Source organism: Motilimonas sp. E26, from assembly GCF_021278025.1.
GTDB lineage: Bacteria > Pseudomonadota > Gammaproteobacteria > Enterobacterales > CBDFNC01 > Motilimonas.
This window is the reverse complement of sequence record NZ_JAIBHJ010000013.1, coordinates 111,567-123,464: the sequence shown is the minus strand read 5'-3', so window position 1 is coordinate 123,464 and position 11,898 is coordinate 111,567. Positions and strand designations below refer to the sequence as shown.

The following is an 11,898-nucleotide window of genomic DNA, read 5'->3' as shown; positions in this document are numbered from 1 at the left end:
TCACTGGCGTTTGCTATAATGTGGCTGCCTATGTACTGCTGAACAAAATCTATACAGCAAAGATCAACAGACCCTAGCTACGGATTGATTTTTTCTAACCAACTAGGGATCCATGCTTCAGCGGCATCTTCCGGTATTGGGAATTCCTGAATATCGATCTTTAGGGGGGCTCCCGTTTGTACTGCGCCAAGATCTTGTAACTGTGAATCCATTTTTAAGCCTGCTTCACAAAAAGTATCGTAGCTTGAGTCACCTAGCGCAATGACGCCGTAACGGAGGCCTCTTAATTGCGGTTTTTGTTCTATTAATTGATGCGCAAAGTTTTGTATTGATTCTGGATAATCGCCTGCGCCATGAGTAGAGGTGACGACTAACCATATTTGTTTTTGATCTATTGGTAGCGAGGTTAGGTCGGCTGGGTTATGGATTTGGTGTGCAAAACCGGCTTCTTCTATATAAGGAATGAGTGCATCAGCTATATATTCAGAAGCGCCCATCGTTGTACCTACAATAAGGTGGATAGTGGTCATCTAGATTCCTTTGCCAGAGATTAGTTATATTGACCATTATATTTAGTCTTAATATTTAAATATATGTTTGACTGATATCCATACCACCCCTCTGCTTGAGCCCTATTTTCTATGGAAGTGATAATAAGGTATGAATAAATATATTTTACATATAAAACAAATGGTTGAGATTTTATCAATGTTTTTTGAAAGATATATCAGCCTGATCCGGTTCTGTTAATAGAGTATGGCGCACTGTTACTCATTACTATTTTTTACTTAATTCTATTAACAGGGTATCAAAATGAAAAAATCTAATATCGCATTAGCTTCAGCTATTTCAGGTGTGTTAGCACTGGGCGCAACAATGATTAGCTCACCCGCAATGGCGGCAGAAAAAGAGAAATGCTACGGCGTTGCCAAAGCAGGACAAAATGATTGTGCAACTAAGTCTAGCTCTTGTGCTGGTACGTCAAAAGTTGATAACCAAGGTGATGCTTTTATTGCTGTTCCTAAAGGGCTGTGTGAAAAATTAGCGGGTGGTAGCTTAGAGCCTAAAGAATAATGTCTTTGGCCAAATTAACGGGCGGGGTAGGCATTGGCCTACGCCATCCGCACTTTAAATCGATCCTTGAAAGCAAGCCTGATCTTGCGTTTCTAGAAGTTCACAGTGAAAACTATTTTAATCCACATGGTCAAAGTCGTTATTTCCTGGATCAATTGATGCAGCAATACCCCATATCTTGTCATGGTATTGGCCTATCTTTAGGCAGTACGGATCCCTTAAGTGCTTCACATTTAGCACAATTAAAAGATCTTGTTGATCACTGCCAACCGGTGCTGATTTCTGAACACCTGAGTTGGGGATCCATTAACGGACAGTTCTTTAATGATCTGTTACCCCTACCTTATACACAGGAACTACTCAATCATTTCTCGATTCGTGTTGAGCAAGTTCAGCACGTTTTAGGTCGTCAGATCTTGATTGAAAACCCATCGTCTTATTTGCGATTTAATCAGTCAGTGATGCCCGAGTGGGAATTGTTGAATAGGCTTGTCGATCAAACAGGGTGTGGCTTATTGATTGATTTAAATAATATTTATGTTAGCTCGATGAATTTAGGCTTTCGTTGCAGTGAATATTTAGCAGAGATTAATACCGCTGCGGTGCAAGAAATTCATCTTGCTGGGTTCACCCGTAAAGTTTTATCTGAAGGTGAGATCTTAATTGATACTCACGGTAGTCGCGTCAGCGATCCGGTTTGGGGTTTGTACCAAAACTACCTTGAAGCAAATCCAGCAGTGGCAACATTAATTGAGTGGGATACTGACATTCCGCCGTTATCTGTGTTGCTTGAAGAGCAACAAAAGGCCCTTGCTTATGGATAAGTCAATGATACTCAGTCAGCTCCAAACTGAATTTGGGGCGGCGTTGCGTTATCAGGCCTCAGATATTGAACAGCATGTTTCGGGTGGCCTATTTTCGGCAGAGCAAGTGATTCAACTTTACCGCAATAACTTTGTCATCTCTTGTTGTGATGCATTACAAGCTAGCTTTCCTGTGACACATAAGCTTGTTGGTGAGGACTTCTTTACCAGTGTGGCGAGGCAATGGGTGTTGTCTAACCCGCCGCAATCAGGAAACATTATCGATTATGGTGAAGGATTTGCCTCTTGGTTAGCGGAATTACCGCTATCAGCGTCATTGCCTTACGTTGCCAGCATTGCGCAATTAGAGTGGGTGATAGAGCAAACCGCGTCGGCTGAAATGGTATTCGAGCCGTTTCCATTTGCCGATTTATCGGCGCTCCCTGCCACACAATATTCATTTATAAGGTTTCACTTAGCACCTCAATTCTCCTTATGTGGGGCATCAGAAGCTATTTATCCCCTTTATCAAATGGCGCAGCAAGACCAATTTGAAGCCATCAACTTAAACATGCCTAGTTACGTTTTATTGCAAAAGCAGCCTGATTTTACAGTTAGCTTGCAGCCATTAGACGAAGCTGATTATCAGTTTCTTTTAGGGTGTACTCAAGGGCTTACCCTAGCAAATATAGCGGAGCAATTGGGAATTGATCCTAGCCATTATGTTCAAACCTACATTGCTCAAGGGGTACTTAACCGATTTAGTTGTCTGGAGAATGAATATGAATAAATTGATCGATACTTATGATAAAGCAGTGTCTGCAATGTTGGCTTATTTTGTGCCTTTGCTTTTATTGTCAACTCGCTTGTGGGTAGCTTGGGTCTTTTTTCGCTCGGGGTTGCTGAAGTTTAATAGTTGGGACAGTACGTTATATTTGTTTGAGTCGGAATATCAGGTGCCGATTATCCCTTGGCTCTGGGCGGCATATTTAGGCACGGCGGCTGAGCTGATCTTACCAGTATTTCTTGTTTTAGGCTTGTTAACTAGGCCGATGGCGGCAGTGTTATTCGTGTTTAATATTATTGCTGTGGTGTCTTATCCCGTACTGTGGGATGGCGGCTTTTATGACCATCAACTATGGGGATTAATGATTTTAATCAATGTGGTTTGGGGAGCAGGACCCATTGCTGTTGATACGTGGTTACGTAGAAAATGGTGTGATAAGGGCTAAAGGATGAGCAAGCCTGCTCAATGGCAATGAACAGGCTTGTTGTATTGTGTTAGAAGTAGAGTCTAACCACTGACTCAGTAACACAAGCAGGGCGTCTACATCCTTCTATCTCTACTGAAATCTCTTTTACTAGCTCTAAGCCACGCTTAATGGGATTAACCTTGCATAAGCGTGTTCGGGCGCGAATACGGCTACCCACTTTTACGGGGTAAGGAAAACGCACCTGATTCAGGCCGTAATTCACTGTCATTTTCGCCGTAGGATAACGAGGATTATCACTGTCGACACTTTCTGTTAATACAGGTAGTAGAGAGAGTGTTAAAAAGCCATGGGCGATTGTGGATTTAAAAGGCGACTGCTCTTCAGCACGGCTGGGATCTGTGTGGATCCATTGGTAATCTTGCGTCACCTTGGCAAATTCATCGATGGTTTGCTGAGTAATATCAAACCAAGGCCCAACGTGTATTTCCTCACCCAGTTGTTGCGATAAATCTTCAAGCACGGCTTCGGCCTTAGGGTGCAATTCAACTTCTTTTGTCGCAACGCTGTTAGAGTTAGAAATCAGTTGATGTTCTCTTGCCCAGTTAGCTAATTGGTTATTATGAGCTTTATTGAGAAACTCGATCCAATAGTCACGAATAGTGGGCGATAACCAGTCTTTTAGTTCAAACGGGTTTTGTGCCAGAATTTCTTTTTTTTGTTTAAGAAAATCAACCACTTTCATTGTTTTATCCTGTTTAGATTGGTGTGTATTGAGACATAAATAGCTAAATTTAGTATGTTCTTAATTTACTAAAAACGAAACATTAAATCTAAGACCACAACTTAAGCGATAGGTTGCTATTTTTTTGCTATTAATTACTGGCGCAGTGCTGCTAGATAGCAGCAAATAGTCCATTATTATAATACAAAACCGAAGAAAGTATTATTTTGTTTTAGTTTGATGATTCAAGGTGCAATAAAAAGGCTTTTTTTTCAATACCAGCAGAATATCCTGCCAATTTTCCAGATGCCGCAATAACTCGATGGCAAGGGTTACACAATATCAAAGGGTTTTTGCCTATTGCCTGGGCGATAGCACGAACAGCCTTGGGTTTTTTTAGCTGATCGGCCATCCATTTATAAGTTACCGTTTCACCGTAGGGGATGTTTTTCAGCTGCTGCCATACTTGCTGTTGAAATTCACTTCCTTTGGCATGCAGAGGAAGATCGAATTGTCTTAAGGCGAGATTAAAATACGCATTAACTTGTCTGTCTGTTTCTTTAAATAGTGGGGGAGCGGCATCTAACGTTATAAATTGGTATGAGGGGAGGTAGGGTTGTTTCTTTTGATTGCTAAAGTAGAGTCCTGTGAGCTGGTCTGCTTCACTAAAGGCCAACATCTCACCCTGAGGTGTATTGAAACGAGTATAAAACACAGCCTATTCCTCAATCAAAACGACATAATAGCATCTAGTTAAATAGCATTTTAAGTTAAGTATTTTGCCAGACATGATTGAAATCAATATATGGTTGATTTTTTTTTGATTATTTTGCTTAGTAGTCTGTTTAACTCCAGCATTTCATCTACAGACAATACGCTAACGTTTTGTTCTCTCACTTGGTTCAAATCATAGTATAAAGACTCTACCAGTGAGCATCCCTCATGGGTTAATAGAAGGGTTTTGGAGCGTTGATCTTGTGGGTTAGGGGCGTCGACAATTAAGCCTTTGCTAATGAGTTTGTTGATGATCTTAGTTAACCCCCCAGAACTAAATAAAAGATATTTAGCAATATTTTTTGGCGTTAGCTGTTGCGGTGCCGATTCGCGTCTTAGGGACATTAATACGTTAAATTCAGCGACGGTTAGTTGGCTTGGTTGTATTACTGAGTTTAATTCTTCCAAATAAAAATGATGTAGCCGATGTATTTTCACTGCTATTTCACTGGCATCTGAAATAAACCAGTTTTGTTTCATCTTATCGATTATTTCCTCGGTCGAGGATAATAATACTTTACTCACATTAGTCACCTTTATATATAACTAGCTTTCTAGAAAACTAGTTTCGAACAAATATAATGAGTAGAATAGGTGATCTACTCACGAAGCATAGCTTGTTGCTTTGATTGTTTTTGTCATATATATCATATCCTTATATCTTTAGAGGGAAATGCTTAATAACTTGTTTTGATAGATTTTATGGTTGATTTTTAATAATTGATTAGTGTTTTTAGAATGTTTTTATAGATTTATATGATTCTTTAATTCATATTATTGATTTTATCGTTTTTTATTATGTGTGATTGGTCTGTTTTATCATTTAATCTGAAACTTAATTTTTAAATTCGATAAAAACTAATTATCTGAGTTAATCATTTTGAGCAGGCAAGTTGATTTTGGTTGGCGTGTTACGCACTCAGTGGGAGCCTCACCAGCTAATGGGCCATCAGTTTGTCTGCTCTCCCTATTTTTTTACCTCGCTTATGCTGCCTTACTCTGTTACTAAGGATTTTTGTTGCTGGGTAAAAAAATAGTTGTAGCCTTTGGCTTGCTTGCTGCTCGTATTTGGCCTAACGGGCGACAATGGATTTTCCGTTTATAAGCAAATTTAGTTAAGCCGAATTTTGGATTTGCGAAGTTGCATGCTTTACTGCTTTGCAACTAGATAGTCTACAAATCGGGCTGATTTTGCTTATGTTAAAGCTAAAAATGGCACAAAAAAAGCCGGCTGGGAGGCCGGCTAAAAAGGAAGTAGTACTTGAACTCACAGCAATCAGTTAAGTTTAAACTCATCACTTAGATGAATTAAGTCTAGTGGATGTATAATTAATAGCTATATAGGAAAACCAAGACATTTGATTAATATTATATAGGATGTGAGGTTGAGCGAATAAATGGTCGAATATGGATAAGGCTTACGAAAGTGGGATATTCAGGCTTCTGCTCTGTAGCCACATGCCTAAGCTGCAGCTTTGAGTCAAGAAGATGAACCAGATTGAAACCGCTAAATATTGATTTGGTCACTATATGAGTTTAGGCTAACTGTGGTTTAATAGCTGGCGCAAATCTTCCCGTAATGTACTTAGGTGTTGGTTAGCCGTTTTCAGTTTGATGAGGTAAAAAATGAGTAACGTATTAGAATTGGTAAAAAATGCACGTCGCAAAAACAAGTTAAAGCGTGAAATTATTGATAATGAGAGCAAGGTTCGCGATAACCGTAAGCGTGTTGATTTGTTGGATAATCTTCTCGATTATATCCGCAGTGATATGACTCAAGCTGAAATTGTTGCCATTGTTGAAAATATGAAAGCGGATTATGAAGACCGTGTTGATGACCATATTATCAAAGGGGCGGAATTGTCCAAAGAGCGTCGCGATATCAATAAGAAAATCCAAGAATTCTCTCGTGGTTTAACGCAAAACGCGAAAAAATAATTGTTATTGCTGACACCCTATTTGAAGCCCGTACAGGGCTTTTTTTCGTTTTAAAACATAAACAACTACTAAGCTTACTTTTCTCTTAGATTCATCTAGTCTTAAGGGGCGGGATCTGTCGCACTAGTCTTGGTTGAGTTTCATCGCTGCCACAAAGTACTTAAATAAAGCGCTTAAATGTTAAAGTACATAGTTGTACTTGCAAATTGGAATATGCGCTGGTTTGAGCTAAAATCCCGCTGGTAATTTTTTAGATGCTCTCTCATCTTTATTTGGCAATAAAAATTTTAACTAGCCAACATGACTTTATTATTTATTCCTTATACTTACTCTAGCCGCAGTGAAACTTGCGCGTATAGTGAAAGTTATCCTTGGCTATTTGCTAAGGAAGCGAGGACTACATTCATACTAGGAGCGTCGTTAGGATGGATTCCACTTTTGTAATATTAGAGCGCATTGCGCAAAATGCCGATTGGCCGACGACGCAGACTTGGACCCAAGTTCTGAATAGAGACTTTCAAGCTAGTTTGGATTTACTGGATGGTTATCGCAGCGATCCTGAAACCTTATATCGCGCAATGAATCAATTTATTGTGATGCCTAATGGCTGCTATGGTCAAGCGGGTGCCGCGGCGGTATTACTGGCAGCAAGCAAAGCTGAAAAAAGTATGAGTGAAGAAGTCGCTGCTGCGATATCTCACTGGATTGAAGCTGCTAAATTGGTTAATGATAGTATTCCAGCCGTTCGTGCCATAGAAATTGATTTTCTGGTGCGCGGTGAGCAAATGGAACTCGCCTCAAGTAAGCTGAAAGAGCTGATTAAAGTTAATCCTGAAGATTATTGGGCATGCCGTAGCGCACTTAATTATTGGGCTGCGATGGGAGATTTGGCACAAGTGGCTATTTGGGGTAAACGCGCTGAAGAATGTGCCCATAGTTCTCGACGTTGGGAGCAAGTGATCTGGCAAATGGGGCTTATAGCCCAACAGCAAAAGCTTTGGCAACAAGCAGCCGGTTTTTACGAGCAGTTAATATCTGCTAGCTCTAGTGATGCCGCGCTTTATCATCATATGAGCGAAGTTTATTTTGAGTTAGGCGAATATAAAAAGGCCCTCGCTTACAATAAAAAATCATTACAATTTAAACCGACGGCTGCTGGCGAACAACTTCAGAAAAGCATCTTGAAAGCCAGTGTTTGGTGGCGTAAGTTGCTGCCTTAGTTCTGCACGGCGCTAACTAACCCGAATCTTGGATAAGCGGACATCGTATATTTTCCTGCAAAAACGCTGTGAATATGTCCTTATAAGCTTTGCGTTTTCGTCCCTGAAAACGAAATTTTGCCGTAAAACATACTTTATTTAGCTGCGTTAAGCTTAAACAGTATTTTTAGCTATTCACTAAATGCGACTGACGAAATGCTTGGGTTAATTCTGTAACGTGCTGATATACCCAGTCGGCATGATGGCGGTATTCTTTACTTAGCTCAGGATCATACAAGCACGACCAAGTGTTGGCATTTTTAGCTACTTCTATATCAAACCAAAAATCACCAATATAAACAATTTCTTGTGGTGAAAGCTGCCATTGCTGGGCAATTTTCAATATGCCTTCTGGATCAGGTTTAGCTCGACAATCCTCCCGTGTTAACACAAGCGGAATGTCCAGCTTGAATTTTTCCAGTACATAAAGGCTGGCATCGCGCATATTACGCGTGAGCACGGCGGTGGGGATACCTAATTGCCGCAAGGTGAGCAGTAGCTCTGCTACGCCTTCGATCGCTTCAGCAGCATGGGCGCCGACCATTTCATGATCATAAATACATTGCTCGGCATGGGATATTTGCTGGTGGCAGGTTAAGGTGGCGAGATGTTCGAGGAGTGGCGACTGCTCAGGAAAGTTAAGCTCAGCTCTGAGTAAGTCAAAGTCGAGCTTCGAATCCACTAGGGTGCCATCTAAATCAAAAATAACCCCTTTAATTTTCGTGAAATCCATTTTTCCACCTTATTAGGTTTGAGCCGATAAGCGTATTGGCAACAATACGCTTATCTATGTGCTAGATGGTTACATCGATTCAAATAGCTTAAGTAACTGATCACTATCGGTCAGCACTTGATGTTCAGCCTCTTTATCTCCGTATACTGCATCTGCAAGTTGTTGTTTCTGTTGTTGCAATTGTAGCACTCGCTCTTCAACTGTTTTTTCACAAATTAGTTTATAAACAAACACCGGCTTGTCTTGACCGATACGATAAGCTCGGTCTGTTGCTTGATTTTCTGCGGCTGGATTCCACCACGGATCGTAATGAATAACGGTATCCGCTGCGGTTAAGTTTAAACCAACGCCGCCAGCTTTTAGTGAGATTAAAAATACCGGTACATCGCCATTTTGGAATGAGTTTATTACGTCTGAACGTTTTTGCGTTTGTCCAGTTAGTTTAGCGTAAGGAATGTTGGCATCTTTAAACTTATTTTCAATGAGCGCCAGCATTTGTGCAAATTGCGAGAAAATCAAAATGCGGCGACCTTCTTCAAGCATTTCTGGCACTATATCCATTAAGAAGTCTAATTTTGCTGATTGGTTAATTTTTTGTGCTTCTTCTAATTTAACCAATTTCGGGTCACAACAAGCCTGACGCATTTTTAGCAGGGCATCTAAAAATTCAATACGACTGCGTGCCATGCCCTTGCTCGCCAATAAGCCTTGCACGCGAGACTCCATGGTAACGCGAATACTTTCGTATAAAGTACGTTGCTCTGGCGGCATTTCAATGAGATGGGTGATTTCTGTCTTCGGTGGTAGCTCTTTCGCTACTTGATCTTTAGTGCGACGCAAGAGAAATGGCGATACTTTTTGTTTCAGCCATTGTTTGGTTTGGAAATCGCCTTCTTTTTCTATTGGCGTACGGTAGTGCTTATTAAAGGCGCTTAGGCCACCTAAAAACCCGGGCATCAGGAAATCATATATAGACCATAGTTCACCAAGGTGATTCTCCATCGGTGTACCGGTTAAACATAAACGGTGATCTGAATTAAGTTTTTTCACCGTTTGTGTCATTTTTGCGGTTGGGTTTTTGATCACTTGCGCTTCATCTAAGATCAATTCACTGAACTCAAATTGGTCTAACTCTTCACTGTCTCGTACCATTAGTGGATAAGTGGAGATGATGATGTCGTGATTGTTTATTTCGCTAAATAGTTGTTTACGCTCTGGCCCGTGCAGTTTTAGTGTGGTTAGATCCGGCGTAAATTTTTTCGCTTCTGCTTCCCAGTTACCCACTAAGCTGGTAGGACAAATAACTAAAGCTGGTTTAGTGAGTTTACCTATGTCTTTGCGGTGCTGCAGATAGGCTAGTGCTTGCACTGTTTTACCTAGACCCATGTCATCCGCTAGGATACCGCCAAAGCCGTAATCAAATAAGAAGTTAAGCCAGTTTAGGCCGTCCTGTTGGTAGCTACGAAGCTCAGCTTTTAAATTAGGTGAAGGTGGGATAGCTTGAATACCGGAAAAATTAGCGAGCTTTTGCGCCAGTTTTTTCACATGTTCACCGCCTACCCAATTATTAATATCTGGTAGTTGTGCTAATAGCCCTGCGTGGGTGTTAGGTAAGCGTAAGGTTAAGTTATCTTGATTGGTGAGCTCTTCCAAAATAGCCAGAATTGGCTCAATAGAGCTACGCTTAATGGTCAGCATGGCGCCATTTTTTTGCGGTAAAATTAGATCGCCTTTTTGCGACTTCCAATCAGTATGGCGTTGGATCCACTCCAGTAACATTGGTAGTAAAGGTAAACTACGGCCTTCTACTTCGATGGTTAAGCCGACATCAAACCATTGACTATTTTCTTCTATTTCAATGTTCATGCCTTGAACTTGCTGTGCAGTTAAGTCGATACTTTTATCAAACTCAACCTGCCAGCCTTGCTGTTTAAGGCGCTCACCATGTAACAGATTAAAACCTAGCCAAAGTTCTTCTTGGCTAATTTTGCTGTTACTGTATAGAAAACCTTGTAGTACTTGCTTGTCTAAACGACCTTGCAGCAGGTGTTCATTAGCGGGTTTTAATTGTAAACGTTGATATTGTTGCCAAGCTTGCTGTTCTTGCTCTAGTTCCCGTTTAATGTGATAACTGTTGCCATGAATGGTAAAGCGTGTTTGGCGCTCAAGGTGGATCACATTTGGGCAAAGACGAACTTCGCCATAGGCGAACCAGAATTCAGCAATAAGCGCGGCTTGGCCATTTTCTAAGCTGCCTTTCTTTACCGTTAACATTGGTACGAGGGGAGCATCAACTTCAACTTTCGGTAATTGAATCGGTGCTGGGATCGCGTCTTCAGTAAAGTTGATTAACAGCTCTTGAGTGAAGTGGGTTGCTTGTTGCTCACCTAATGGTGGTAATGCTTGTAATGCCTGTAAGAAACTGCCTTCTAGTTCTGTTTCAATGGGGCCTGCCACCAGCGAACTAGGAATTAAATACCAAGGGCTAGGCGTAGGTAGAAGCTGCCATTGCTCATCAATACCCTCTAGCTCGATGCTGAGTTGATGCTGATCTTGTTTATTCCAGCTTAAAGTCAGCTTGGCACTGTTGCCTAATAGTAATGGCGAGGCTGTGCTTTCCCAAAAACAACGCCCGGACTTGAGCATGCGCTTTAAGGCTAACTCGTCATTTTCGGTGATAATTACCGTGCTTTTTAGATTGTACTTATCCGTTTCTTTGAGCAGTAACAGCCGCACTAAGTTTTTATCGAAGTCAGTTAACCACGAGTCAGACCAAGAGTAATCATTCACTAACTCTTCTAATCGTTTACTACTGAATGCGCCAAAACTGCCATCTTTAAGGGTTTTTGCTGCGCCAACTTCTACTTGAATCATTCCATCTTTATTGTTTGATAAACAATAAATTGCCTTTTCTTTTGCCGTTGCATTTGGGCTGCTGGCTTGGCTTTGTTGTAAGTGCTGAGGCAGTTGGCTAAACCATAATTGGTAAGGATCGGCAGGCTCGAGTTGTTTTTGATAAGCGAGTAATAGTGCAACCGCATGCTTACAGTTCCAACCAACAGGGCAAGAGCATTGGCTACGGATGATCAATTTTCCGGGCTGGTTACTGGCTTTTACTTCTACATTGGTGCTGTAGCTGGTTTCTTTATCGCTACCTGTTAGGCTACCAATAAGCTTGTCTAGCTCAGGGCTGTATTTGCATTTTTGTACCATGCCTTCTGTGAATACTTTAAGCCCTCGATCAAAGGTAGGGCCGCCGAAGCTGTTACGTATATCTTTTTCCGAATAATCCAACATGGTACTGAGCATCACTTTCATTTATCGCAGGAAATGGGCCCGATTATATCGCTTTTTGGCTCTCGGGTGGGAAATGTATCTTGAT

At 41.0% G+C, this 11,898-nt stretch carries 12 protein-coding genes; 6 read left to right on the top strand and 6 right to left on the bottom strand.

Features of this window, described 5'->3' with window-relative positions:
* Positions 1-77: 77 nt before the first annotated feature.
* The gene (mioC, locus tag K1M91_RS12670) at positions 78-530 is read right to left on the bottom strand and encodes an FMN-binding protein MioC (protein WP_232802137.1); all 453 of its coding nucleotides are present in this window, start codon (positions 528-530) and stop codon (positions 78-80) included.
* 283 nt (positions 531-813) lie between these two features.
* Between mioC and K1M91_RS12665 the strand changes: the two genes are divergently transcribed.
* The 4 genes from K1M91_RS12665 to K1M91_RS12650 are packed head-to-tail and all read left to right on the top strand — an operon-like array spanning position 814 to position 3,109.
* Complete coding sequence (locus K1M91_RS12665) at positions 814-1,074, top strand: DUF2282 domain-containing protein (protein ID WP_232802136.1); 261 nt, start codon at positions 814-816, stop codon at positions 1,072-1,074.
* On the top strand, positions 1,074-1,898 hold the full coding sequence (locus tag K1M91_RS12660; RefSeq protein ID WP_232802135.1) for a DUF692 domain-containing protein: 825 nt from the start codon (positions 1,074-1,076) through the stop codon (positions 1,896-1,898). The genes K1M91_RS12665 and K1M91_RS12660 overlap by 1 nt, the downstream gene beginning before the upstream one ends.
* Entirely contained in the window at positions 1,891-2,667 is a 777-nt protein-coding gene (locus K1M91_RS12655; protein ID WP_232802134.1) for a DNA-binding domain-containing protein, read from the top strand. Before K1M91_RS12660 ends, K1M91_RS12655 begins: the two co-directional genes overlap by 8 nt.
* Positions 2,660-3,109 carry a DoxX family protein gene (locus K1M91_RS12650; RefSeq protein ID WP_232802133.1) on the top strand — a complete coding sequence of 150 codons (450 nt, stop codon included), beginning with the start codon at positions 2,660-2,662 and terminating at the stop codon, positions 3,107-3,109. The genes K1M91_RS12655 and K1M91_RS12650 overlap by 8 nt, the downstream gene beginning before the upstream one ends.
* 49 nt (positions 3,110-3,158) lie before the next feature.
* On the opposite strand, the gene K1M91_RS12645 is transcribed toward K1M91_RS12650, so the two are convergent.
* From K1M91_RS12645 to K1M91_RS21260, 3 genes are all read right to left on the bottom strand, one after another.
* Positions 3,159-3,833 (bottom strand): MaoC family dehydratase, encoded by a 675-nt coding sequence (locus tag K1M91_RS12645; protein WP_232802132.1) that lies wholly within the window; start codon positions 3,831-3,833, stop codon positions 3,159-3,161.
* A 211-nt stretch (positions 3,834-4,044) separates the two neighbouring features.
* Entirely contained in the window at positions 4,045-4,488 is a 444-nt protein-coding gene (locus K1M91_RS12640; RefSeq protein ID WP_232802131.1) for a methylated-DNA--[protein]-cysteine S-methyltransferase, read from the bottom strand.
* 122 nt (positions 4,489-4,610) lie between these two features.
* Positions 4,611-5,111 carry a MarR family transcriptional regulator gene (locus K1M91_RS21260; protein ID WP_232802130.1) on the bottom strand — a complete coding sequence of 167 codons (501 nt, stop codon included), beginning with the start codon at positions 5,109-5,111 and terminating at the stop codon, positions 4,611-4,613.
* A 1,101-nt stretch (positions 5,112-6,212) separates the two neighbouring features.
* Between K1M91_RS21260 and K1M91_RS12630 the strand changes: the two genes are divergently transcribed.
* Positions 6,213-6,524, top strand: coding sequence for a DUF496 family protein (locus K1M91_RS12630; RefSeq protein ID WP_232802129.1), 312 nt, complete (start codon positions 6,213-6,215; stop codon positions 6,522-6,524).
* A gap of 425 nt (positions 6,525-6,949) precedes the next feature.
* Positions 6,950-7,744 (top strand): tetratricopeptide repeat protein, encoded by a 795-nt coding sequence (locus K1M91_RS12625; protein ID WP_232802128.1) that lies wholly within the window; start codon positions 6,950-6,952, stop codon positions 7,742-7,744.
* Positions 7,745-7,910: 166 nt separating this feature from the next.
* Here K1M91_RS12625 and K1M91_RS12620 read toward each other — a convergent pair whose 3' ends face one another.
* Both K1M91_RS12620 and K1M91_RS12615 read right to left on the bottom strand, forming a co-directional pair.
* Positions 7,911-8,516, bottom strand: a complete 606-nt coding sequence (locus tag K1M91_RS12620; protein WP_232802127.1) for an HAD family hydrolase — start codon at positions 8,514-8,516, stop codon at positions 7,911-7,913.
* 69 nt (positions 8,517-8,585) lie between these two features.
* Complete coding sequence (locus K1M91_RS12615) at positions 8,586-11,825, bottom strand: SNF2-related protein (protein WP_232802126.1); 3,240 nt, start codon at positions 11,823-11,825, stop codon at positions 8,586-8,588.
* Positions 11,826-11,898: the final 73 nt, after the last annotated feature.